At 40.7% G+C, this 23,217-nt stretch carries 27 protein-coding genes and 1 pseudogene; 9 read left to right on the forward strand and 19 right to left on the reverse strand.

Going from position 1 to position 23,217, the window contains the following annotated elements; translation table 11 throughout:
• Positions 1 to 10: 10 nt before the first annotated feature.
• The 19 genes and pseudogenes from NQ488_01420 to NQ488_01510 all read right to left on the reverse strand — a co-directional run bounded on the left by NQ488_01420 (position 11) and on the right by NQ488_01510 (position 15,369).
• Entirely contained in the window at positions 11 to 421 is a 411-nt protein-coding gene (locus NQ488_01420; GenBank protein UWN95998.1) for a DUF4313 domain-containing protein, read from the reverse strand.
• Positions 422 to 433: 12 nt separating this feature from the next.
• Positions 434 to 1,276 (reverse strand): hypothetical protein, encoded by an 843-nt coding sequence (locus NQ488_01425; protein UWN95999.1) that lies wholly within the window; start codon positions 1,274 to 1,276, stop codon positions 434 to 436.
• 53 nt (positions 1,277 to 1,329) lie between these two features.
• Positions 1,330 to 1,707, reverse strand: coding sequence for an electron transporter RnfA (locus NQ488_01430; GenBank protein UWN96000.1), 378 nt, complete (start codon positions 1,705 to 1,707; stop codon positions 1,330 to 1,332).
• A 241-nt stretch (positions 1,708 to 1,948) separates the two neighbouring features.
• Positions 1,949 to 2,470: a hypothetical protein gene (locus NQ488_01435; GenBank protein ID UWN96001.1), complete on the reverse strand. Its 522-nt coding sequence runs from the start codon at positions 2,468 to 2,470 to the stop codon at positions 1,949 to 1,951.
• Between the two features lie 90 nt (positions 2,471 to 2,560).
• Positions 2,561 to 4,738 carry a type IV secretory system conjugative DNA transfer family protein gene (locus tag NQ488_01440; GenBank protein UWN96002.1) on the reverse strand — a complete coding sequence of 726 codons (2,178 nt, stop codon included), beginning with the start codon at positions 4,736 to 4,738 and terminating at the stop codon, positions 2,561 to 2,563.
• A gap of 6 nt (positions 4,739 to 4,744) precedes the next feature.
• On the reverse strand, positions 4,745 to 5,863 hold the full coding sequence (locus NQ488_01445; protein UWN96003.1) for a PcfB family protein: 1,119 nt from the start codon (positions 5,861 to 5,863) through the stop codon (positions 4,745 to 4,747).
• Complete coding sequence (locus NQ488_01450) at positions 5,863 to 6,267, reverse strand: hypothetical protein (protein ID UWN96004.1); 405 nt, start codon at positions 6,265 to 6,267, stop codon at positions 5,863 to 5,865. Before NQ488_01450 ends, NQ488_01445 begins: the two co-directional genes overlap by 1 nt.
• A 9-nt stretch (positions 6,268 to 6,276) precedes the next feature.
• On the reverse strand, positions 6,277 to 7,470 hold the full coding sequence (locus NQ488_01455) for a hypothetical protein (protein ID UWN96005.1): 1,194 nt from the start codon (positions 7,468 to 7,470) through the stop codon (positions 6,277 to 6,279).
• 30 nt (positions 7,471 to 7,500) lie between these two features.
• Positions 7,501 to 8,949: a relaxase/mobilization nuclease domain-containing protein gene (locus NQ488_01460; protein UWN96006.1), complete on the reverse strand. Its 1,449-nt coding sequence runs from the start codon at positions 8,947 to 8,949 to the stop codon at positions 7,501 to 7,503.
• Complete coding sequence (locus NQ488_01465) at positions 8,936 to 9,268, reverse strand: MobC family plasmid mobilization relaxosome protein (protein UWN96007.1); 333 nt, start codon at positions 9,266 to 9,268, stop codon at positions 8,936 to 8,938. The genes NQ488_01460 and NQ488_01465 overlap by 14 nt, the downstream gene beginning before the upstream one ends.
• Positions 9,269 to 9,272: 4 nt before the next feature.
• On the reverse strand, positions 9,273 to 9,803 hold the full coding sequence (locus NQ488_01470) for a multidrug transporter (GenBank protein ID UWN96008.1): 531 nt from the start codon (positions 9,801 to 9,803) through the stop codon (positions 9,273 to 9,275).
• Positions 9,804 to 10,173: 370 nt separating this feature from the next.
• The gene (locus tag NQ488_01475; GenBank protein ID UWN96009.1) at positions 10,174 to 11,157 is read right to left on the reverse strand and encodes a DUF3991 and toprim domain-containing protein; all 984 of its coding nucleotides are present in this window, start codon (positions 11,155 to 11,157) and stop codon (positions 10,174 to 10,176) included.
• Positions 11,158 to 11,161: 4 nt separating this feature from the next.
• On the reverse strand, positions 11,162 to 11,701 hold the full coding sequence (locus tag NQ488_01480; protein ID UWN96010.1) for a JAB domain-containing protein: 540 nt from the start codon (positions 11,699 to 11,701) through the stop codon (positions 11,162 to 11,164).
• Positions 11,673 to 11,801, reverse strand: coding sequence for a hypothetical protein (locus NQ488_01485; GenBank protein UWN96011.1), 129 nt, complete (start codon positions 11,799 to 11,801; stop codon positions 11,673 to 11,675). Before NQ488_01485 ends, NQ488_01480 begins: the two co-directional genes overlap by 29 nt.
• A 9-nt stretch (positions 11,802 to 11,810) precedes the next feature.
• Entirely contained in the window at positions 11,811 to 12,809 is a 999-nt protein-coding gene (locus tag NQ488_01490; GenBank protein ID UWN96012.1) for a DUF5688 family protein, read from the reverse strand.
• 247 nt (positions 12,810 to 13,056) lie between these two features.
• Positions 13,057 to 13,230, reverse strand: a complete 174-nt coding sequence (locus NQ488_01495) for a hypothetical protein (protein UWN96013.1) — start codon at positions 13,228 to 13,230, stop codon at positions 13,057 to 13,059.
• Between the two features lie 5 nt (positions 13,231 to 13,235).
• Positions 13,236 to 13,676 carry an ATP-binding protein gene (locus tag NQ488_01500; GenBank protein ID UWN96014.1) on the reverse strand — a complete coding sequence of 147 codons (441 nt, stop codon included), beginning with the start codon at positions 13,674 to 13,676 and terminating at the stop codon, positions 13,236 to 13,238.
• A gap of 11 nt (positions 13,677 to 13,687) precedes the next feature.
• Complete coding sequence (locus tag NQ488_01505; protein ID UWN96015.1) at positions 13,688 to 14,608, reverse strand: ParM/StbA family protein; 921 nt, start codon at positions 14,606 to 14,608, stop codon at positions 13,688 to 13,690.
• A 515-nt stretch (positions 14,609 to 15,123) separates the two neighbouring features.
• A pseudogene (locus NQ488_01510) lies at positions 15,124 to 15,369 on the reverse strand (flavodoxin).
• A gap of 273 nt (positions 15,370 to 15,642) precedes the next feature.
• On the opposite strand from NQ488_01510, the gene NQ488_01515 reads away from it, so the two are divergent.
• The 9 genes from NQ488_01515 to NQ488_01555 all read left to right on the forward strand — a co-directional run bounded on the left by NQ488_01515 (position 15,643) and on the right by NQ488_01555 (position 23,213).
• Positions 15,643 to 16,122 carry a hypothetical protein gene (locus NQ488_01515; protein UWN96016.1) on the forward strand — a complete coding sequence of 160 codons (480 nt, stop codon included), beginning with the start codon at positions 15,643 to 15,645 and terminating at the stop codon, positions 16,120 to 16,122.
• Positions 16,123 to 16,238: 116 nt separating this feature from the next.
• Positions 16,239 to 16,727 (forward strand): hypothetical protein, encoded by a 489-nt coding sequence (locus tag NQ488_01520; protein ID UWN96017.1) that lies wholly within the window; start codon positions 16,239 to 16,241, stop codon positions 16,725 to 16,727.
• A 28-nt stretch (positions 16,728 to 16,755) separates the two neighbouring features.
• Positions 16,756 to 17,250, forward strand: coding sequence for a hypothetical protein (locus NQ488_01525; GenBank protein UWN96018.1), 495 nt, complete (start codon positions 16,756 to 16,758; stop codon positions 17,248 to 17,250).
• A 69-nt stretch (positions 17,251 to 17,319) separates the two neighbouring features.
• Complete coding sequence (locus tag NQ488_01530) at positions 17,320 to 17,484, forward strand: hypothetical protein (GenBank protein ID UWN96019.1); 165 nt, start codon at positions 17,320 to 17,322, stop codon at positions 17,482 to 17,484.
• Positions 17,485 to 17,502: 18 nt separating this feature from the next.
• Complete coding sequence (locus NQ488_01535; protein ID UWN96020.1) at positions 17,503 to 18,213, forward strand: LytTR family DNA-binding domain-containing protein; 711 nt, start codon at positions 17,503 to 17,505, stop codon at positions 18,211 to 18,213.
• 26 nt (positions 18,214 to 18,239) lie between these two features.
• Complete coding sequence (locus NQ488_01540) at positions 18,240 to 19,532, forward strand: GHKL domain-containing protein (protein UWN96021.1); 1,293 nt, start codon at positions 18,240 to 18,242, stop codon at positions 19,530 to 19,532.
• A 192-nt stretch (positions 19,533 to 19,724) separates the two neighbouring features.
• On the forward strand, positions 19,725 to 20,438 hold the full coding sequence (locus NQ488_01545; protein ID UWN96022.1) for a GntR family transcriptional regulator: 714 nt from the start codon (positions 19,725 to 19,727) through the stop codon (positions 20,436 to 20,438).
• A 33-nt stretch (positions 20,439 to 20,471) separates the two neighbouring features.
• Positions 20,472 to 21,536: an ABC transporter substrate-binding protein gene (locus NQ488_01550; GenBank protein ID UWN96023.1), complete on the forward strand. Its 1,065-nt coding sequence runs from the start codon at positions 20,472 to 20,474 to the stop codon at positions 21,534 to 21,536.
• A gap of 27 nt (positions 21,537 to 21,563) precedes the next feature.
• The gene (locus NQ488_01555; GenBank protein UWN96024.1) at positions 21,564 to 23,213 is read left to right on the forward strand and encodes an iron ABC transporter permease; all 1,650 of its coding nucleotides are present in this window, start codon (positions 21,564 to 21,566) and stop codon (positions 23,211 to 23,213) included.
• Positions 23,214 to 23,217: the final 4 nt, after the last annotated feature.

The raw sequence follows: 23,217 nt of genomic DNA on the forward strand, positions 1-23,217 counted from the left end.
CCTCTGCCCCCTATCTTGCTAACTCCTTTGTCTCCGGCTTTCTTGCCATACCGATATTTGCCTCATACATATCCATTCCGTCCGGACACAGTTCTCTCAGCTTATCAACATTGAACAGATAAAGAGGATATTCACAATAACCACTCCTCTGTGTAAATCCTGTAAACTCCCCAAGCTCATTTTCTGTGATGAATTTCTCAATATCCGGCATATCATTCACATTCAGATATCCGCAGTAATTCGGTGCAGCAACAGACAAATTTACGGTCACATCACCAAACGGCTCATCGTATCCATCTTCATTACACATAAGCCCGATATACATTGCCTTGTTATTCATATACTGCTGAATATCGAGTGTTACCTGTGTCTCCCCGGAAAAACTGGAATTATAAGTCACCTGTTTCTTTTCATTATCCATAAATGCCTCCTTCTATAATCCGAATGCCTTACTTGTAAGTGTCTGTGCTCCCTTCACACTTCCAACCGTCATTGCTATGGTAAATGTCATTTCACACAGATAAATAAGTGTCTGTGCCCAGTCTGCATAACTTCCCGTAAAGGAAGGCAGCCCTGCATTGATAAATGCATTGCATACCACAATCGCAAGTGCCATTGTTACCGCCTCAAACACACAGGATAAGAAATACTTACAGTAAGTTGACATCGTATGACTTACCATTCTGTTTCCTGCCATTGTAGAGCAGGCGATTGCTCCAAGCGGCACAATGATCAATATTTTTAAGAATCTGAAATACACGGTGTAAATGATAAAGAAACCACAGATAATAATGATGATTGCAAGCAGTGCCGTAAGGATCAGCATTACCAGACTTTCACCAAATCCAAGTCCCTTAATAACATCTGCCTGTGCACTGTCAATGGCAAGCTGTGTTGTTGTTCCTGCCGAAATAAGCCCTACCAGATTTCCGATGGAAGTAAAAAATGCTTTCATAATCGTGACATTATTGGCAACAAACCATTCTGCAAGTCCTAATCGGATAAGCATACGCAGGATTGATTCAAACCTCATTTCATCTTTCACATCTATACTTTCCGAACAGAAACCGATAACAAAGAACAGTACCACAAGGGAAGAACCAACCGCTACAAAGATTGGCTCTATTCCCTCGATGACTGCCCACGGACCACCGCCCTTAAAACTGACGGGCGATTGTCCAAGCATTGCAAAAACCAAAGATATCTGATTATTCCAAAATCCAAACATAGCTTCAAGGAGAGCAAGTATTTTGTCTCCCAGCTTAAAAATATCCATACCTGTTATTCACCTCTTTTCTTCTATTGCAACAGGGATTATTTTTCCCTATCTTAGAAGCCTAAGAAGGTGAGTACAGTAGAAATACCTGCCATGATAATACCTGCCACAACCCCCTTTAAAGCTGAGTTCATAGTAGATGAATCCTGCTGCTGATATGCTTGTGCGAACTCCATGACATTCTTTGCAAGAATGATGACACCGACCGCACCAATGACTGCAATGATAAGTGTCTTTAAATTCTCAAGCGGCTGTGTTACTGCGGAAGTACCTGTACCTGCTGCAAAACAGGTAGTGCTCATAAGCATTACTCCCATAAGTGCTCCGGATAATGCCGGAACGAATCTCTTCTTAAAGTGAATGAATCTGCTCTTCATGCCTTTCTCCTCCATCTGATTGTTGTTAGTTGTAATAATCTGTTCTTTTCTCATGTTGTCTCTCTCCTTTTTGTTAAAAAAATAAGCCCGCAGGGATAATCCCTAACTGGCTGTTAAAAGTTACTCTATATGATCAGGCAATGCCTGTTGTAATGATTAAATCGGGCTTTCCCCGATGTGTTTAGCTGTAACCACCTCCTTTCAAGGCGCAAAAAAAGCACCTTAACCATAATTGGCTAAAGTGCTGTGTGAATTAAATATTAAGTCATTTACAAGAATGACAAAGCTATAATTATCATATATTGCTTTTTCTTAATAATGATTCAAGTTGACTATTAATGGCATTTTTTAATAATTTCGAGAACTCTTGTCCACTTGCAAAATATTTTTCTCTTATGATTGGAAAATCCTTTGTATGTGTACCATCTGGTGCCTCAGCTTCAACTAAATTATTTAGTAAATTTTCACATTCTATTTTTTTGTTTTCCAATTCTTCAGTATAGCCCGCATCGAGTAACGGTTTTGCAATTTCATAACGCCCCAAATCGTCCATAAATTGATTAAGCAATCTATAAAATGCTATTTCACTGTCTGTTTCTCCTTTGATTTCAGAATCATATTTATGCCAATTTATTAGTATTTCATGCAACCTACTATATCGATATTTATCAATTTCATTTAACTTTTTTTGTTCTTCAATATGTTTTAATCTATAACTATTTATCAAAGAAATTATTATATTCGCTATCGATGTTATAAGAGCTGCAAATACTGTTGTTGTTAGAATCACTGTATACAAAAAATCTTTCTTTTCCATTAAAGTACCACCATACAATTCCCAATTTACGAAACTCTTTCATTCCGCATAGGCACATTATACCACAGTTCCTGTGCCTATGCGACGCCTTTACTGATTCTTCCGATATGAACTCATCTTCTCCACTGTCACTTCTGGATAGAAATAAGTAAGAATCGTTGCTTTCGGAACACCTGCCGCAAGTGCTTTCTTCACTTCCTCTTTCTGCTCTGCGGTGTATGACCAGTGCATCATTCGGTTTGTGATCGTATCCTCCCACTTCGGCTTCTCCCTCTCAGGATTTCTTACCGGCTGTTCTCCTCCACTGTTGTCTGAGTCCTCCTCTTTCTGCGATTCATCGGCATATTCAAGCTCATTTGCCTGCTCCCTGTCAATTTTTGCTTTTTGCTCTGCCTCATCCTGCATTGAAAATCTTCTGTTCAGTTCCGCATCTCCAAGCATCATAAACTGCTCATAGGTCAGTGTATCAATATACACATTCTCTCCCTTATCCTTCATTTTTTCATAATGCTTAACGGCTTTTTCCGATAAAATCTCAAATGGTGGTCCGATGATACGGTCTGCTCCCTGTGTATTATGAACATACGCTTTTCCTTTTCCGTCCGCTGTCTGATTAAACATCGGGTGTCGGAATGGAATATACTTATTGTCCATTATCGGATCAAAACCACGGATAAAAATAATACATTTCTTATTATCCAGCTTTCTGACCTCATCGGGTGTAAACAGTTCCCTGCCTAAAACATCATAATTTCTTGATGAGCTTCCCTGTCTGCCCTTTGTCTCACCGCTTGATTTTTTATCAATTGTCCCCTTGCCCAAAAGCTCCGAGACATACTTGTGTGTACTCTGCTCATTGCCTCCAAGATAGATGAAAGTATCGCAGTTGCCGGGGATTGTTTCCCAAGTATCTTTGAAAAGTGCCTTTAGCTGGGCGAAATTCTGAATGATGATAATACTTGAAATCTCCCTGCTTCGCATTGTCGATAACAACGAACAGAAGTCATCTGGCAATGCGACATTCGCAAATTCGTCTAACATAAAGGTTACATGGATCGGCAGTCTGCCACCACAGTTAAAGTCTGCCTGATAGTACAATTCCTGAAATATCTGTGTGTATAACATACCGATAATGAAGTTATAGGATTTATCACTATCCGGGATTACACAAAACAGTGCTGTCTTTGTCTCCCCATCTCCATTTACTCCAATACCGATATCAGACAAATTTAACTCATCTTTGGAGAGCAGTCGTAAAACCTGCTTATTTTCAAGAAATGCAAGTCTTGAGTTTGCACTGATAATAATAGAACGAACTGTATCGCCCGCACCTCTCATACATTTGTTGTACTGTTTGACCGCAGGGTGATTTGCTCCAAGCGGCGAACTCTCCTCCAGAAACTTCATACGGACATCCAGCTTTGAAGCCTTTCCCGGTTCCTTAACCTCTGCTTCTCCAAGCAGCTTCAAAACTGTCTCAAAGTTTCGCTTTGCAGGCTGCACCTCCAGCCACACATAATAGAAAATTGCCTGTAAAAACAAGCCTTCTGCTTTCTCCCAGAACGGATCACTCGGCGTTGAGCCTTTTGGTGTGGTATTACTGATAAGATTGGTAATCAGCTTCACCACATCAGTTTCCTCTCTGATATAGGAAAATGGATTGTAACAGTCTGATTTATCCATCTCCAAAAGATTGATGACTTTTACATTGTACCCATTATCCTTTAACATCTGCCCGCAGCTTCTTAATATCTCTCCTTTCGGATCAGTACAGATAAACGAACAGCTATGTGGCATCTGCATAAGATTCGGTTTTACTTCATAAAATGTCTTTCCTGCACCGGAACCTCCACAGATAAGAATATTTCCATTGAGCTTCAGCCTTCGGAAATCCAGCGACATTTTCACATTCTGGCTGAGTATCCGGTTGAAATTCTCATCTTTATCCGCCAGTATCTTATTGACCTGCTTCGGATTTTCAAATCTTGCTGTACCATATTCTTTGCCGGGCATATAGTTTCTCTGGCTGGTGTAATACATAATAATAGCCATTGCATAGATACATAATGCAATGGCTACTGCGTTTACTGTATTTGAATTGTAATAATTGGCAAAAGGAACTGCACACACTTCATTGAACCTGTTCATAAAGTCATTAAAGGCAATCCCTTCTGTCCATGCACCATTTATCAGATAACCAAGATACCCGGATAACACTGCACCCACTAAAATAAATATCAGTGACGGTTTTTTCTTCGTTGTCTGCATAGGCTCCTACCTCTCTTTTCTGGTAGTAACCGTTTTCTTCTTTGTGGTCTTTTTCTGCTCTTTCTGAACCTTTTCATATCGCTCCCTGACAGATGATTCTACCTTATCATAATGCGTATAAAGTTCGTCTCCCTTTTTCGTAGTTACCACACGGTTCTGCTCATCATAGAGTTTGTAATCTTTTCTGGTATCAAGGAATGTGAGCATTGTCTTTCCATTATGGATATCCATAACGTTATCCTTATGCAGCCACACATATCTGACATCTTTTCCCCATGTTCCCGGAACTCTGGTCTTTACTGCATGGTCGTTTTCTTCTGCAATAAGTTTCTTACTGATCGTAACATCTGACAGGTTCGTATTTTTTGAGGCAGATATTGCCCTCATTCTGTCCGCAAGGCTCTGATACCATCTGATCCTGTTAGTGAAAGCCTCCTTATCCATCATTACCTTGTGTGTACCATCCTCACTCCTGCCGCCAAGCACCCCGATTGTCTCAAGCTGTTTTATTACATTTTCTGCCTGCTCCCCATTGATGCTGAAATTCTCCTTGACCTGATCCACACTGATAGCCTGTTTTTCCATAGCAAACATTCCCACTTTTTCAATGAGTCCGTCTATGGCAGAATTTACCTTATCCCCTTCTACCGTGTGGCTTTTCTCGTTTCCCTGCTGTTTTCTCAAAAAATCCATCAGCTTGCCGAGGGACTTTTCATCTCCATTCTTCAGATAGTCATCAAAGGTGGCAATCCTGCCAAATTTCAGCTTCTGTATCATCATATTCACACGGGGAACTGCCTCTGTATGAAAGATGACCTCACTCATACCGTCTGTCTTGTTACAGTCTGGAAGAACCGAATACAGGATTCCGTATTTCTTTGCCATTCTCTCAACCTTTCTCATATCTTCCGTTTTAAACTGCAATACCTGCAAATCCCCGCCCTTTAAGAGCAGCTTTCTCATAGATGTTTTTCCCAACGACTTTTCATAATCAAGCATCCCCTTTAAAAAGTCGATTGCCTTCTGCATGGCGGCAATACCGCCACTGCCTACTTTCATAGCAATCTCTATCCCGTCATATGCGACACGGATAATCTGTACCGCTTCCTGAATTTCCTCTGCCATTATCGCACCTCCGCTTTCTCTCTTATTGTTGTCCTTATTTCTTCCGCCTTTGTACTGCGGATTTCCTCTGCTGAAACATCAATGCCATATGCTGTTAAAATATCAGACAGATGACTGATTGCTTTTTCCTCCTCTATCCGGTACATCTCAAGTGCCACAAGCAGGTTTTCGACCTGTTCCACCCACGCAGGCTTTATATCGTACTTTGACCTGTATGTGACCATAATCTCCTCGGACTGTACCTTATCCGTGGAATGTGCCAGAGCTTCGATCAGGGAAATCGTATCTTCCTTACTGCCGCTTCGGAAAGCAAACTGCACCACAAAGTTTTTTTCTTCTTCCGTGAACTCGTGTTCCACACCGTTCATCCCTGTTACCGCCTCATTGACTACTGCTAAATTCATAAGTACCTCCTAACCTGCCATACTGTTTTCAAGCACGGCAATCTCAATAATCTCTTTCATCTTTTCCGCTGAGACATTATTATTGATAAGTTCCACAAGCTGCCCTTCTGTCAGTCCCTTTTCTATGGCACTTTTTATCTGGACAAGCTGTGCAGGCACAAGATCACCGCTTGCAACCAGCTTTACAATGTCAGCTCTTGACTTCTTTTTGAATGAAAATCTGGCAAAAAGTGCCGCAATGCCGCCATTTGATTTTCTTTCTGTACGCTCAACTGGAAGATGCTGGATTACACGCCCGGCAGAGTCCGTAACAGGTATCTGATAATACACGGGTATTCCATTGTACATAGGTGGCACTGCCTGTGAATCTGCAAGTGTTTTCACTGTTTCCTTATTATCAGTAGCTGCCAAAACCTCTGACGGTCCAGCCTTTTCCTCTTTTTCCGCAACCTTCTGATCATCAGATGCCGCACTCATAATCTTATCCTCAAGAGATTCTATCCTGTCTCTCATACGCTCCATCTCCTTGTCCTTATGCTCAATGCTATCTCTTAATCTTGCAATCGTGCTGCTTGCCTTATTAAGTTCATCCTGCTGATGGCTGATAATTCCATCCTTATCCTCATTTTCCTTTACAAGCCTTTCCGTGACTTCCTTATCTTCCTTTAATACTTCAACATCGGATAGTTTTTTATTAAGGGCATCGTATCTTTTCTCCTGATAGTCGATTTTCTCCACTACCATTTCCATCTGTGCAATCAGTTCTTTCACATACTCTGAGTCCTGCGTATACTGCTCCGCAGCCTTTGAAAGCTGTGCCAGAACTTCTTCATATAATCTTCTCATCACAACGGGCTTCTCTCCCCTTGCCACAGCTTCCTGTATGGTTTCAACCGGAACTCCCTTTTCATAAAATTCCAGTGATACCTTCATCTGATTGCCGGAGAGCTTATTATTGTGAAGGATATTAAAAAGTTCCTCCGGAATCTCCTTATGCAGACCTTCCGATAACACTCTCATCTGTCCGATGTTAAAATTCTTATCCAGATACTTTTCCGTCTGCTCCTGCGTAAGTCCATCCTCAAGATCACTTTTTACAAGCCCGTACACCTCATCATCGAAATTCATTTCTTTTCTCAATGACTCAATATATCTGGCAATCTGCATATTGCTTAACGGCTTGTCATTCAGATTTTGTTCCATATGCTCCTCCTAACTGCGTAAAAAAACAGCCTATCTTACTGGCTGCTCTTTTCTGTCTCTTATAATCTCCCTGTTGTATTCTGTCTTTCTTCCATCTGAAATACTGTCCGGAATCATGCTGTTTAATATTGCCTTACCCGTATTCAGTTCCCTGAATACAACCTTTTCTTTCGCACACACTTCTGAATACTCCTCTTTGTAATGTCTTCTTAAAGCCTGCACTTCCTCAAGCGAATATCCCTGTGCCTGTAATTCCTGCTCCAGTGCCACCCACTTCCTATGCTCATCTTCAAAGAAGGTATCCCCAAGCCTGTATGACTGCTCTGCTGGCTTTAAGTTTTCCATCTCATCAGCCGCAGTAAAAAGTTCCCTGCTCCTTTCCCTTGCTTTATAAATCCGGCTCTTTTCTGCCGAAGTCTCTTTTTTCTTATCCGTAAGAGAAGCTATCGTCCCCACAAGTTCTTCTGCTGAATGGATATTATGCCTTGCAAGGAACAAATACTGTTCCTGCAGCTTGTGCATTTTACGGATATCCTCCCTGTACTTCCATACCTGACTGTATGGTCTTTTTTTGAGTTTTACCACCCGGTACAGCTTCGCATAATGCTTTTTCTGAAGTCCTGACAAGCCTGCCCTGCGGTATCTTTTAACTCTGCACTTTACAATGGAAACTTTCGGTATATCCTGTTTACTCTTATAAAACGCAATATCCTCTTTTACAATCCTGTCCCGGATTGCTTCCTCACAATACATATCCCCAAGAGATTTGCACCTTCTGAACCTTGTCATACCCTGTGGCTTGATTGCCAGATGTTTTCCCTGCTTTATCTGGTATCCCTTTTCAGACAGCAGTTCGAGAAATTCCTCATAGTCCTTCGCCTGCAAAATACAGGCATCCAAGTCTCTTTTTATCATATCGGACCATACAAAATTCCCCTCCCTGTACTCACTCCATTCCTTATAGCTTTCGTGCTGCCTCTCCTTTTTCTCATCATCCACATCAATAATGGAGAGTCCATATTCCTGACACAGCCTGTTCGTGATAGGCTGGATATACTTTGCCCAGTCCCCTTTTTCGTAACGGTACTTTTTACCGTCCACAAAACTCACGCTGTTAAATACGATATGGGAATGAACATGGGCTGTATTATCGTGTACCACAAACACCGCTTCGTATGACTTACCAAGATATTCCTCCACAAATTTCTGTGTAATTTCAAATGCCGTATCCGGATTTACCTCATTTTCCTTAAAGGAAAGTATGATATGATACCCCTGACGCTTATCAATCTTTCCAAAATTACGCTTGGTTTCCTTCATCTGCTCAAATGCGGTATCGACCTGACAGTTTATTGCCCCCACCAGTCTGCCATCCTGTGTTTTGTCCGGGTTCATCACATAATCAAGTGCCCGCTTTAAATGTTTTCCGTGAAAATGCCCGCCACAGTCTTTCATATTAAGGATTTTACTGATTGCCAATCTGCACCACCGCCTCATTTACTTTCTTGTTCAGTTTACGCATATAAGCAACAAGCTGTGTTTTATCCTCTTTGGAATAAAGTCCTGCATTGTTATTGAATACGATCTGATTGATATTGATTCCAATACGGTTCACCTCATTGATAAGCTCTTTTAAGAGTTTCCTGACTTCCGGGTAATCATTCGGTTTCTGGCTGATGAGCAGTCTTAAATAATCTGCTTCACACATTCCGCTCTCCCCTGCCTTTTTTGCAAGCAGTTCTGCCTCCTGCGGCATAAGACGGAGCGTTTTCCTGATACAGTGGATTTTATCTGCCATACGCTCACCTTCCCCTCTTATCTGTACTGTAATCCTTTATTCCTTGTGCTATCGTGGCTGCCGCCTTTTCCAAATCACCCTTGCCCTCCAGATTACTGATAAACGCTTCCACCAGTGCCGTTGCAACAGCATCAATCTCCTTTGCATGACTGGTTTTATCAAATAATCGGTCTAACACTCTCTCATCTGCCTTTAAACTGTCATACTTTTCCTGAAATTCGCAATATTCCTGAAAATCTTTCGGATCATCTTTCTTTGCCTCTGCGTGAAGTATCAGATCATAATTCCACTCACACACCTTATCAATCACATCATCTATCGGAAATGGCTCTATCTCACCGTTTTCCTCTGCCATATCCTGTCTGTACATCTTCCCCTCTGCATCCGTTCCGATTGCATAATCATGTCCTTCCATATAATTAAGAAGAAGTGCAGCATCTTCTATCGAAGGGTTGATTTGCTTATCATATACCTCTGCCCAGGCAATCAGTTCCTCTGGTTCTGAAAAAAGTGTTATTTCCCTGTTCTCTGCCACCTTGCACCTCCTTATCCGTGTTTCGTAGATATTCACTATGGCTCCAGTCACCGGTAAGTCCCCGGCGACTGCTAGATACGCATTAGAGACATCTCTGTCCTAATGCCATCTAGTTAGGGGAACATTCCCCTAATACCCCTGCAAAATATAGAGTGGTGGCACTTTGTTCCACCACTTTTGAATAAAACCACCGCTTTTTACCACCATTTCCGGTAAAAACCACCGCTTTATGCCACCACTTTTTATAATTTATATTCATAGGAAAAAACAGCATCGGAAAGTGGTGGTACTTTGTTCTATCACTTTTTGAAAAAACCACCGCATTGTTCCACCATTTTCCGTAAAAACCACTGCTTTTTACCACCACTTTTTAATGGCACTGTCCGGCTATGGTCATCTGCTCCTTTTTCTCATCTGCAAGATTAAGTTTTGTTGCAACAAGCCATTCATTGTAATCCTTATAGCCTGCTGGTGGCGGACAGTCCTTAATCTCATAGCCCAGTCCATAGTATTTTTCCATAAGTTCTGCGGCTGCTTTTCTGCCCGGTGAATCCCCATCAAGGCAGAAACGGATAAAAGAAATCTGTGGGTGTTCCCTAAGAAAAGTTTCAAGCGGGGCATCTGCAAGCATTCCAAGAGCCAGCTTATTTGATTCATGGTCGGCAAATATATCCACATAGCTCATAAGGTCGATTGCTGCCTCGAATACAACAAGCTCTGTACTGTTTACATTCACCACATTAAATCCATAGTTCTTATCATTCCCCTCCACATCACACTTGAATGGTTTTCCCTGTTTATCAAATACACCACGCATACTTGCAAATCTGGTTACTCCATTCTTGTCATTTCCTTTAAAGACAATGTTGTGATAATGCCTGCTCTCATATATGAGATTTTCCTTTAAAAACAGTTCTATCACTGCCTTACTGATTCCACGCTCATTGTTAAGATAGGATATCAGGTAGGAATTATCCCCTGCTGGCTGCGGAAGCACAAAAGGCCTTCTTTCCTCTTGCTGTTTCTTTGTGACCTGATGAACAAGCGGCTGCTTTGCAGTGCTTTCAATTCTTCGGTATCCAGCAAAATCCAAGAGCCAGAATACAGCTTCTTTTACACTCATTCCGCCAAATACACGCAGGAAGTCTATCTGTGAGCCGCCATTGTTTCCCTTATCAAACTGCCTTGACCATCTGTACCAGTGGCTTCTGTCATAGATACGGATTGAGTCCATTTCCTTTAAGGTGTGATATTTTCCAATCTTCTTTACAGTATAACCGAGGCTTTCTGCAACAGCACAGAGGTCTACGCTCTTTGCTATGGCAAGTTCCTCCTCTGTAAATCTTCCTTCCATACTCTCACCTTGCCTTTCCCTGCTCTGCCACAAGCGGTGACTTAATATCAAGGTTCCTGTAATCCGTACTGAGTGTAATTCTTGGATTATCAATCATTCCCTTTTCCTTGAAACTAAAGAAGGCACGATTATCTCCTCCCACGATGATATGATCCAAAAGAGGAATTCCAATAAGCTCACACAGCTTATTCATACGGTCTGTCATCATCGTGTCTGCCTTACTGGGAAATATATTTCCTGACGGGTGGCAGTGGATTAACATCATACTGGCAGCATTACTTAAAATACTTGCCTTGAATAATTCTCTTGGGTGTGCCATCGCTTCATTCAGCGAACCGACACTTGCAAAATGCACATTGATAGGCTTTAAGTCGGAGCTGAGATTTACAACACACACCACTTCCCTGTCGAACTGGCACATACAATCCCCCATTACAGCAGCTACTTCTTCCGGCTTGTTAAAGGACTGCTCCGAATAAATCGGAGCCTCCTTTACAAGCCTTATGGATACAACATCAAGTTTGAAGTCGTTCTTCTCTGTCACAGGAATCCGCCTCCTCTCCAAACTCAATACGGATAATAAAGTCACCTTTCTGGCTGTTTATAAGAGCAATCAGTTCTTCTACGGTAAGTTCCTGCTCCATAACTGCCTCCTATCTCGCTTTTTCCTTTGCGTCATATACAAGCTGCGGCTCTGCCACGATACCGTCCAGTCTCTTGTTCGGTGTATCCGTTGCAAGCGTGAGTTTCCTTAAATCTTTATCATAGTGATATACCTGATTGGAAAGTCTTTCTTCCAATGCCACCTCCTGCGTATTCACCTCTGCCACCATCTGTGCAAGCTCCTCCGGTTCGGTCAGCTCAGTAGACACCGCAAGAACTTCGTGCACACTTGAAGGCAGGATATACAGATCACTTTCAAGGTTTTCTGCCAGTTCGTGAAGCTCATTCTCATAAAGCATTGATACTGCACCGTCAATTCCCCTGTTATTGGAGATTATCCACAGAGTCTGCTCCGGTGGAACTTCCCTGATCATCATCTCTGCTATCTCCTCCGGCATCCCGTCACTTAAAAACATCTCTTTCATAACATCATTCATATTTCTTATTCTTGGCGGTAAGATTCTTCTTGTGTTTTCAGCCGCATATTTAAAAAGCTGCTCCTCATTCATTCCAAGTCTTTCCGCAAGGCTGTTCGTAACCTTTATACTCTGAATACTTTCAGCATCCGCATTTATCACAAGTTTATAGATAATGGAAAGATCCTGAAATTCTCTGTGTGGCACCTGCTCCAGAAATGACCTGTTCTGTTCCGTATTGATAAGCTGGAATACTACCTTTTCATTGGCATCTTTGTATAAGCTGTCAACATCAACAACTTGTGGTGTCTTTGCAAACTCCATTGCCATAAGGTCACATGCCGCCATCAGTGTTTCCTCCAGATCACCACAGTTCTGATATTTCTCATACATATCGTTGATATAAATAGTAGGAGAAATATTAGTATCTTTGCCTCTGATACTGATACCGTCATAGGTCATATTTACCTTTTCCACAGGCATAACTACAAGCTCCATACCTTTGAAGTTATCCGGCATATAGTCCATAAACTTCTCTTTTACTACTTCCTTAAAAATCTCATAATTCATCATATCTGCTTATCCTCCAAACAAAAAAAGCGGGGGAACATAAGTCATTGGCTTACATTCCCCCGCAAGGTTGATTGTTTTTATTTTCTCTTTGATATACCCGTCAGCTCATTCCGGACAATCCCGTATTCTGTGCATTTTAACCTCCTTGATTATAACAATTTCTTAAATTTAAAGAAATACTTCACAAGTCTTCTGTTTTTCCTGTAAGCAGGAAAGAAGCCTTTTACCTCCATAGTCTCACCTCCCCTCAAAATGTTCCCATTCTTACGAATGAAAGAAATACTCTTGCTACCAGACAGAATAGAAGAAGAACTAACCTGACAAGTCCCAAGAACAGCTTGAATGCTCCAAGAACAATTTTCAGCATCCACTTGAGTACCTGTAAAACAGCGGTTCCTACGGCTCCTGCAATTCTTCTCATAATAATCAATCTCCTTTCAACATCCATCCCATTGCCAATCCTGCAACATCTGAATCATTCATAACATCTTCTTCCGGCTGTTCTTCCATATCTTCCTGTGGGTTTGCAATCACTACCGGCTGGCTGTTCTTCACTCCCGCCAAAGCTCCCCCAAGTAAAGAAATGACCTCTTTTCTTGCCTCACTCATTGCAGAATACTCAATTTCCTTTTTTATCTTTTCTATCTCGTCCCTCGTTACAAACTGTTCATATCTCTTTTCCTCTTTGGAGGGAATATCATCCTCTCCATAGTGGTCAATATAAAACTCACAGGCTTCAATCAGGAACTGATTCTTTGACTTATATATCTTTGGATTAAGCCCCTTTATGACCTCATTGATTTTAGCGTGTTGAGGATTGAGCAGATTCAGTCGGAATGTGCTCTCCATAATATGCCTTCGTGCCATATGACTACCCCCTATGCAAGTCTCTTAGCAGTTTTCAATCCCATAATGGCAAGCTGTTCATATCCTCTGGCATTTGCCTTTACATCAAGGATATAAGAGATATTCTTTGCTTCGTGATTGCTGAAATTCTTCATTACCACTGCCCCGCCACCTACAAATACAATCGGTGTAGTTTTAAGGTTATAACCAAACTCACGGATTGAGTTATATACCTTTTCAACAAAATCCTCTATCTCAGCCTTGATAATCGCAAGGTATTCATCATCTATATCAGACCTGCCATATCGCATAATATTCTGGATTTCTGTTTCATCAACTTCCCCATTGAGCTGTCTTACACACTGCTCATTGATAGAACGCATACAGGTAATAAGTCCTCTTGGCACAGTAACACACTTTGATTCGTCCGGTGACTTGTTAATCACGGGCATAATATCTATTGTCCAGCTACCGATATCAACAACCAGCGTTTTCTTTGCCATAGTCGGTATCTTGTCAACCACAGCCGCATAGCACTGTGGGAATACCGCCACATCGTCAATCTCAATATGGTATGCTTCATTTTCATATCTGAAATCAACACGCTTATTCTTGGTCAGGTATTTAATAAAGTTATTTCTCTCTGCTCCAAATCGGGTAAGTGGAAGTCCTACTGCAAGAAATACCTTTGCATCTGACAATCCTCTTTTCTTCAATTCCTTTGCGACTGCTGCCAGTGTCAAAAGATAAAAGCTGTCATCTTCAACCTTTGTATCTTTCACTTCCTGCCTTACTGTTCCAATCTTGTAATACTTACCGTCGTACTCAAGAACATCTCCAAAAAGTGCCGGAGTAGTTGTAATCTCCTTTACCCCTGTGACAAATACCTGAGTTACGGTTTTCATCATTGACCAGCCGTGATCAATTCCTATTACCTCTAACTTGTTATTCATTTTTCTGTTCCTCCAAATCTTACTAATTTTGTTCATACAGCTACCCGTACCTTTCGGTTTGTGTTTCTATCCTATTTTCCTTGTCTCTGAAAGATCTGCCAACGATTTATATTCGATCACACTCTGCTCTTGCTTTCATAAGACAATACTTCCATATACAGCCACCTCTCTTTTTGCGAGATGACTTACATTCAGACCAAATCAGCTTCTTTTCTGCCATCTCCTGCTCATTTCCAATAAAAAAGGCAGGACAAACAGCCAGATACACTTTTCAGTGCAAAGCTAATTTAGTCCTACCTAAAATTATTACTATTTAATTTTCACCTCTCTTGGGTACATAAAGCACACTCAGCCCATGAATCTGAACTGCTCTATGTAATGGTCATATTTCGGATTGATATGTCAGCGCTGCCCTATCCTGTACCGATTTAAAGGTATAAAAATAAGGACTAAATTAGTTCCAACCCCTTGATTTTACTGGGTTTCTTCTAACTTGTCCCAATTATAACTCAAGCACCGACAAATACAGTATCGTACTGCTCAATATTATCTACATGGCTTGCGATTGCAGGGCGTGAGCTCTGGTCAGCCATCTCTACAGAGCTTCGGCTCTGCTTATCCATCCAATTAAGGTCTGCCTTTGTATAAGGAGTCTCAGGCACAATCTCAAATAAATCAGCACCGGATGCGCTTGCAAGAGCCTTGGCTGCTTTGGCGGTTACTCCGCTTGCAGAAAAATATGCAACTAAAATCTTACTCATATCCATTTGCCTCCTGATTTTAAATTTTACTATATATAGAATAGCACTTGGAGTGCGCTCAAGGTCAATAAAAATGTGGAAAAAATTACCACTTGGGAAGAAAAACGACCACTTGCGCAAAGTGTATTGTAAAAAAATGTAAGTTAGTATATGGTGTGGTGTGTTGGGATGCCTGAAAAACAGGCGGGAAAGGAGAGTATAATGAGATTATATAAGGTATAATACAAAGAAATCAACGATAGAGTTAATGGATTGAGGTGATACAAGCATATTATGAAGAAACAACGAATATTAAAAGTGTTTATTATTATAATTGTCTTGCTTCTTATGTTTGTGTATTGGCTAATGTATTGGAAAATAGGATTTACGGCAGCAGAGCAGTATTATGAAAATAAGTCTGGACAAATAGTGACGCTGTCGATAATACAAGATGATTATTTCCCAAGTTTAGTAGACTATGATAAGCTGTCAAGGGTGTACAAGCGCTCAATCAGTGAAGAAGAGCTGAATGAAGCCAATACGGATGCCAAACGGCTTGCACTTTACAGAAAAGTGCAAAGCTTGACAAAAAAACCTGAAAAGCATTCTTATCTGTCTAATGCTAGTTTTAGAGAAGGAAATTATTATGAAGTATTGGAGGTTGATGGTGTTAGGTACAGGGCAAATCATGTTTTAAGCATAGAAGTAAATTATTTCACCTTCAAACCATACATAAAAAAGTGGAGCATAGATATATTAGAACTTGATTCATAATTGTAACCGCAAGATGAATGTGCCGGCAGAACGTATAGAAAGTGCATAGTATCACAGTAACTTTATGTCTTGCCGGCACTTCAATAAAGAGTACTCATAATTATGGAGAGAATATCATGAGTAAAAAAAGAAGCATTCAACACATAATAATAGCAGTATTAATACTTATATTTATGCTTGGAGTCTATCATATTTATTTTGTATGTGTTGTCGAGGCTAATGTGATGGACAACTACTTTGAGAAGAAGCTGGGTCAAATAGTGACGCTGTCAGTAACACATGATGATTATTTTCCAAGTGTAGTGGATTATGATAAGTTAGCAAGAGTATATAAGCGCTCAATCAGTGAAGAGGAGTTTAATGATGCCAATACAGATGCCAAACGTCTTGCACTTTACAGGAAAGTTCAACGGTTAACCAAAAATCCTAAACAGCATTCGTATATGTCTAACGCTAGTTTTGGAATAGGAGAATATTACGAGACATTGGAAGTTGATGGTGTGAAGTATGATGTTAATCATATTTTAAGCATAGAAGTAAATCACATTACCTTTAGACCGTACATAAAAAAATGGAGCATAGAGATAAGAATGCTTTATTCATAACTGCGTAGCTGTAAGATTGAGAGGGAATATGGAAGAGAAGATAAAGAGAAAGAAGAAAATAGCAATATTCAGTGTAATTGTATTAATATTGTTTCTTATGTTTGTGTACTGGCTAATGTATTGGAAAATAGGATTTACGGCAGCAGAGCAGTATTTTGACAACAAGCTGGAACAAATAGTGGCGTTGTCAATAACGCAAGACGATTATTTCCCAAGTTTAGTGGACTATGATAAGTTGTCAAGGGTATATAAGCGTTCAATCAGTGAAGAAGAGTTTAATGATGCCAATACAGACTCCAAACGGCTTGCACTTTATAGAAAAGTGCAGAGCTTGACAAAAAAACCTGAAAAGCATTCATATCTGTCTAATGCTAGTTTTCGAAAGGGGAATTATCATGAGACATTAGAGGTGGATGGCGTTAAATATGATGTAAAACATGTTTTAAGCATAGAAGTAAATTATCTTACTTTCAAACCTTACATAAAGAAGTGGAGCATATATATAAGAATGCTTGATTCATAATTGTAATAGCAAGATGAATGTGCCGGCAGAACGTATATGCAGACATACTAACAGTGAAAGAGGTAAAATATGTCATCAACAGCACTCAAATTACTCGCGGCATTTTTAATGCTTATTGGTGTGGCGTGTGGTACAGAAAAAGGCTGCTTCTGGCATATCACCGACTGCCGCTGGCGGGTAATATTTGCAGTTATATTTATGTTAATGTACAATGGTAAAAAGAACGCAAGATGATTATTGGGGAAGAGCATTATGATAAAGATTGCGATAATAGATGATGATAAGGGATTTTTAATAAAATATAAGAGCATGACTGAGGAATTCATGAATGGGACTGACATGGATTATACTGTTGATACATATGACAGTGCAGAGGCGGTTCTTGAGAGTGCAATGGATTATGAATTGTACTGCCTTGATGTAGAGATGCCGGGAATTGATGGATTCCAGCTTGCTGAAAAAATACGCAGGATGCGTGGCAGAACACCGGACATACTTTTTGTGTCGGTCAGTGAGAGAGCGGTTTTTGATGTGTTCAGATATCATGTGCTTGGTTTTGTCAGGAAGACGCATATCGAAAATGATATGCAGGAGGCAATGCAGCGTTTTGTAAAGGCTTGGGAAGATAAGAAGAAGGAATTTGAGTTTGTTACCAAAGACGGCAGATGCTTCCGCAAAATGGTCACCGACCTGATATATGCGGAAGTCAGAGGTCACACGCTTGAGCTGTACTGCAATGACGGAGTGTATAATGTTAAGGGAACTCTGAGTGAACTTGAACAGAGACTGCATCAGTATGATTTTGTACAACCGTATAAAGGATTTCTTGTTAATTGCGGTTATATAGATATGCTGGGACAGCGGGAACTGCATCTGAAGACAGAGGACAGAAAAGTAATTCCGTTAAGCAGATACAAAGCAACAGAGATAAGAAGCATGTTTATAAAATATATTAACAGTTAATAAGGGATGAGGAGCCTGACGGCAGAATGAATTACGGATTTGAGATATTTGCCAATGTTATCGAAGCAGTTATTATAATACAGTTTCTGGTGCGCTATTTTGGCGTAAGAGCCAGAAAAGCCGGACTTCCGGTTATTATTCTGATGATAGCGGTGCTTGCGACAACAGTGTCCGCGTTTAATTTTATTGAATATATAAGCGTTGCCCAGGAATTTGTTATTGATGCTGTTATATTTGCAATGACATTAATTTTCCTTAGAGGAAGGGCACTTGAAAAATTACTTATTGTGCAGATGACATCTATTGTGTCGGCGGTCTCGAGCATAATGCTTACAGGACTGTTTGCCGGATGGATTAAGTACGATGACAATGGATATGCGAGCTTTGGCGTGAGCAGGGTTGTGCTTGTTGCGCTTGCACAGATTATATATCTGATATTTACGGAATATCTGCTTCATAATCGGATTGAGGACAGGCAGTATGTAAGAAACAGTACATATCTGAAGCTTAATGTTATCATAGCTGCAACGCTTGCGGGACATAATTTTCTTACAAGATACATATATGTAAATGCCGTCAGCGGAGGGATTAACCGGGAGATGTATGTGCTGATGATTGCACTGGCGGCAGTTGATATTATTATATATCAGTTATTTGTTGAGATTATAAATAATGGAATTGCGCTTCTGAAAGAACAGATGAAGAGTTCTGCGTATGAGAGTGAAAGCAGGGAAGTGGAGAATATACAGAACATTTACGATAAGACAATGAAGGCGCGCCATGAGATGAAGAGTGTGCTGTTGAATATACGGCTGATGCTTAAGTCAGGGGAACTTAAGGAGCTGGAGCAATTTCTTGATGAGGAACTTGATGTAAGACTTGCTGCTGTTAAGGCTGTCGCGACAGGAAGCAGGCTGGTGGATGCGGTATTGAACCGCTGCGTGGAACGGGCTGAAGAGACAGGTATGCCGCTTGATGTCAGGGTGGACTGTGTGCTTGACGGAGTTAATGAGATGGATATGGCTATAGTCCTGTCCAATCTTATTGATAATGCATTTGAGGCGGCAGAGCAGGCCGCGGATGCTCATATATCGGTTAAGATTAACCGCAAAGACAATTATATTAATATTCTTATTTCTAACACATGCAGTCCTGACATGGGGAATTTCGGCGGCAGATTAATGACAACCAAGAAGGACGCGGACCTGCATGGTTATGGCATTGCGAATGTAAAAGACATTATTAACAGGAATTACGGGCTTTATGAATATACGGTCAAAGACGGCATGTTTACAACGAATGTGCTGATGCATGTATAAGAGATTATCGGTGTAGACATTGTCTGTATTAATGGATAACAGGGCTTATGGAAAATGAGAAAATTTTTCCATAAGCTCATTTTTTTTACTCTTAGTTTACAAAAGAAACAGATGAATTTGATAGCGGGAAACGGCGTCATAATCTATTCTTAGCTGGTAGCTGTCAGACAGCTATGAGGAAAGGGTACGACAATGAAAAAGTATTTGTATGAAACTATGGCTGACTGTATTACACAGAAAATTAATGAAGACATCTGGCCGGTTGGGATGAAACTGCCGGGAGAAAAAGAGCTTACTGCGCTGCTTGGTGGCGGCCGCTCCACAGTACGCGAAGCCCTTGATCTGTGTGTAGAGAGAGGCCTGCTTCAGAAGAAAAATGGTGTTGGAACATTTGTTGTTTCCAAATCAGTAACGCTTAATAATCCTCTGGAACAGCTGAATTCTGTTGGAGATATGATAAAAGCAGCGGGATGTGAGCCTGAAAGCGTACATTACAGTATAAGACATTGTCTGCCTGACCAGAGCATCCGCGATGAATTCGGACTTGGCAAAGATGAACTGATTGTAGTGATGAGCAGAGGAAGAGTGGCAAACCGCATGCCGGTGGCATTTTCGGTAAATATATTCCCGGAAAAGTACGTCGGAGATATTTTTGACGAGGGTATCAGAGGAAAGATATTTGATAACCTGAAGGGTTATGCAGATATTGATATCAGGTATTCAGATACAAAAATAAGAGGAATCAATCCGGAACACAGATGGGACCGGATGGCATGTGATTTTCTGAAAAGTCCGGCTGTATTGCTGCAGCAGCTGCATTTTGACAAAAACGGAGAGAAGATATTTTATTCCTATGATTACTTCAACACGGATGTCATGGATCTGAATATGAGAAGAAAAATATAGTATCGGAAAAGAGAGAAAAGAGAGGAATCAGTAATGAAGAAGAGATTTTTAGGCATGGTAAGTGCACTTATGGCAACTGTAATGCTTGCAGGCTGTGGCGCAAAGGCAGATGTACAGAACAATGTACAGTCAGGCGGACAGTCAGGGGCTGCTCAGACACAGGCAGTCAATAAAAATGTTAAAGGAAGTGTTATGTTATACACATCTTCGGGAGATGACTATGTGACAGATATTATAGATCTGTTTGCAAAAGAATATCCTAACATCAAGCTGAATTATTACAGAAGCGGTACAGAGGAGGTTGTAAGCAAGATTCAGACAGAGAAGAAGTCAGGCGGCGTACAGTGTGACGTCGTGATGCTTGCCGATACACCTACATTCGAGATGTTTAAGGCAGATGATATGCTTTTGAAATATGATTATCCTGAAGTTGATAAGATGTATTCTGACTTTGTAGATCCGGAGCATATGTATTACGGAACTGCCGTAGCATCAACAGGTATAATCTACAATACTAATATGGTTAAGCAGGCACCTTCATCACTGAGTATATTTACAGATCCACAGACTAAGGGTAAGTGTGTAATGCCTAGTCCGTTATATTCAGGTACGGCAGCATATAATCTTGGCGTATATACATCCATGAATAATCTCGGATGGAAATTCTATCAGGCAATGAAGGATAATGATATTCAGGTCGTTAATGGTAACGGAGGTGTTATCACTGCTGTATCTAACGGAGAGAAGGCATACGGAATGGTACTTGATACAGATTCTTATAAGGCTATAGATAACGGTTCTCCTATTGCATTTGCATATGCTGATGAAGGCTGTGCATCTATCTGTGACCCGATAGCGATTATGAAGGGAACTAAGAATGAAGAAGCTGCCAGGATATTTGTGAACTTTATGCTGTCAAAGGATGTCCGTGAATTTGCAGCAAAGAATTACTATAAGACAGCTCCGAGAAAAGATGTTGAGCCTGTAAGCGGAATGAAGAGCATCTCTGACAGAAAGATTATATCAGCAGATCCAAAGAAGCTTTACTCAACTAAGGAAGATGATAAGAAGAAGTTCGATGAGATGTTCAACAAGTAATTGAGTGTCTGCGGAATGGAGATTAGTATGAAAAATAAAATACGCAGGTATATAAAATATGCCGTCGGAATAGTGTTGGTATTTTTATTGTTTCTCTGGCCGCTTCTTAATATGTTCAGCGAAGCCTTCATTGCAAAAGATGAGGGCTTCACATTTGCATATTTTGCAAATGTGCTGTCGGATGCGGGGTTTGCCAAAGTTATTAGCAATACATTGCTGATTAATATATGTTCTATGGTGTCGGCAGGCATAGTGGGTGTATTGCTTGCATATGTGATGGCTTATACGGATATTGCATTTAAGAATATATTGCATAAGCTGTTGCTGATACCGCTGTTTATTCCGTCTTATATCGTGACACTGGCGTGGATGCAGATGTGCATGAAAAATGGGTTATTGTATCAGCTGACGCATTTTGAACTGTATTCATATAAAGGAATCATTCTCATGTTTACAGTGTGCCAGTATCCGATAGTCTACCTGATGTGTCTGAGCCATTTCAGAAGGATTCCCAGAGAACTGGAACAGGCAGCGGTAGTATCGGGATGCGGACGCGTAAAGGCATTCTTTAAGGTAGTGCTGCCAATTACAAAAATAACTATTGTGAATGCAATGCTGCTTGTATTCCTGTCGTGTCTGGACAACTTTGGAATAGTTGCATTCATTGGAATACCGGCTAATATAAATGTGCTCAGTACGGATATTTATAAGACAATCGTATCATCAACAAAAGACAGCTATAACATTGCCGCTGTCAAGGGCATAGTGCTTTCGGTACTTGCAGTTATCATGATGCTGGCAACGCAGTGGCTGTCCGGCAATAATAAGGCCGGGAACTGTGAAAAAGAGGATATGGAACCAAGAATAATGCTTGGAAAATGGAAGTTTGTCCTTGCAGGCATAATGAGCTGTTTTATCGGTCTGTTTAACATTGTTCCATTAATTAAATTAGTGTCTTCGGCATTAACCAAAGGACAGGGCGTTAAGCTGTCTTTAAAAACAATGTGCTTTGATAATTTTTTTAAGGTATTAAGAAATGTAAAGTCCATGAACGGAATAAAGAACAGTATTTTCCTGGCATTAGCGGCGGTTCTTCTGTGTACGGTAATCGGTATTACAATATCATATCTGTCGGAGTATAAAAAAGACAGAATAGCATCAGGTATCCAGGCTGTAGTTACATTTCCATATTCAATTCCGGGAATTATATTGGGACTTGCAATTATACTGACGTATGCAGGCTCATTCCACGGATTTACGATATACGGGACAATATGGATTCTGCTGCTGTCATATGTAACACGTTTTACTGCGGTATCGCTGAGATACGCTAATTCAGCTTTCGCACAGCTTGATTCGTCAATGGATGAAGCTGCACAGATATCCGGAGCCAATAATTATGTAAAATGGAAAAAGGTAATCATTCCTCTCAGCATGGGAACTATATCTGCCGGAATGGGACTCGTTATGATATACAGTATGATGGAGCTGACAACATCGAGTCTGTTGTGGTCGGGCGGCACAGAGACAATTGGCGTTGTAATCTTTAACTTTACATCGGCAGGACTAAGCAACATGGCATCGGCTTATTCATCAATTATCATGATTGGTGTATGTGCGGCAGCTTTGCTTTTGAAAGTTATTGATAAATCCGTCAGAATTATAAGGAGAAGGTGATAAA

The sequence above is a fragment of the [Bacteroides] pectinophilus genome, assembly GCA_025146925.1.
GTDB classification, from domain to species: Bacteria; Bacillota; Clostridia; order Lachnospirales; family Lachnospiraceae; genus Bacteroides_F; species Bacteroides_F pectinophilus.

Bases quoted from the DNA above. Each gene is read 5' to 3' on its own strand.
- NQ488_01420 (UWN95998.1), bottom strand. From the start codon at position 421: ATGGATAATGAAAAGAAACAGGTGACTTATAATTCCAGTTTTTCCGGG.
- NQ488_01425 (UWN95999.1), bottom strand. From the start codon at position 1,276: ATGGATATTTTTAAGCTGGGAGACAAAATACTTGCTCTCCTTGAAGCT.
- NQ488_01430 (UWN96000.1), bottom strand. From the start codon at position 1,707: ATGAGAAAAGAACAGATTATTACAACTAACAACAATCAGATGGAGGAG.
- NQ488_01435 (UWN96001.1), bottom strand. From the start codon at position 2,470: ATGGAAAAGAAAGATTTTTTGTATACAGTGATTCTAACAACAACAGTA.
- NQ488_01440 (UWN96002.1), bottom strand. From the start codon at position 4,738: ATGCAGACAACGAAGAAAAAACCGTCACTGATATTTATTTTAGTGGGT.
- NQ488_01445 (UWN96003.1), bottom strand. From the start codon at position 5,863: ATGGCAGAGGAAATTCAGGAAGCGGTACAGATTATCCGTGTCGCATAT.
- NQ488_01450 (UWN96004.1), bottom strand. From the start codon at position 6,267: ATGAATTTAGCAGTAGTCAATGAGGCGGTAACAGGGATGAACGGTGTG.
- NQ488_01455 (UWN96005.1), bottom strand. From the start codon at position 7,470: ATGGAACAAAATCTGAATGACAAGCCGTTAAGCAATATGCAGATTGCC.
- NQ488_01465 (UWN96007.1), bottom strand. From the start codon at position 9,268: ATGGCAGATAAAATCCACTGTATCAGGAAAACGCTCCGTCTTATGCCG.
- NQ488_01475 (UWN96009.1), bottom strand. From the start codon at position 11,157: ATGGAAGGAAGATTTACAGAGGAGGAACTTGCCATAGCAAAGAGCGTA.
- NQ488_01485 (UWN96011.1), bottom strand. From the start codon at position 11,801: ATGGAGCAGGAACTTACCGTAGAAGAACTGATTGCTCTTATAAACAGC.
- NQ488_01490 (UWN96012.1), bottom strand. From the start codon at position 12,809: ATGATGAATTATGAGATTTTTAAGGAAGTAGTAAAAGAGAAGTTTATG.
- NQ488_01495 (UWN96013.1), bottom strand. From the start codon at position 13,230: ATGAGAAGAATTGCAGGAGCCGTAGGAACCGCTGTTTTACAGGTACTC.
- NQ488_01500 (UWN96014.1), bottom strand. From the start codon at position 13,676: ATGGCACGAAGGCATATTATGGAGAGCACATTCCGACTGAATCTGCTC.
- NQ488_01505 (UWN96015.1), bottom strand. From the start codon at position 14,608: ATGAATAACAAGTTAGAGGTAATAGGAATTGATCACGGCTGGTCAATG.
- NQ488_01515 (UWN96016.1), top strand. From the start codon at position 15,643: ATGAAGAAACAACGAATATTAAAAGTGTTTATTATTATAATTGTCTTG.
- NQ488_01520 (UWN96017.1), top strand. From the start codon at position 16,239: ATGAGTAAAAAAAGAAGCATTCAACACATAATAATAGCAGTATTAATA.
- NQ488_01525 (UWN96018.1), top strand. From the start codon at position 16,756: ATGGAAGAGAAGATAAAGAGAAAGAAGAAAATAGCAATATTCAGTGTA.
- NQ488_01530 (UWN96019.1), top strand. From the start codon at position 17,320: ATGTCATCAACAGCACTCAAATTACTCGCGGCATTTTTAATGCTTATT.
- NQ488_01535 (UWN96020.1), top strand. From the start codon at position 17,503: ATGATAAAGATTGCGATAATAGATGATGATAAGGGATTTTTAATAAAA.
- NQ488_01540 (UWN96021.1), top strand. From the start codon at position 18,240: ATGAATTACGGATTTGAGATATTTGCCAATGTTATCGAAGCAGTTATT.
- NQ488_01545 (UWN96022.1), top strand. From the start codon at position 19,725: ATGAAAAAGTATTTGTATGAAACTATGGCTGACTGTATTACACAGAAA.
- NQ488_01550 (UWN96023.1), top strand. From the start codon at position 20,472: ATGAAGAAGAGATTTTTAGGCATGGTAAGTGCACTTATGGCAACTGTA.
- NQ488_01555 (UWN96024.1), top strand. From the start codon at position 21,564: ATGAAAAATAAAATACGCAGGTATATAAAATATGCCGTCGGAATAGTG.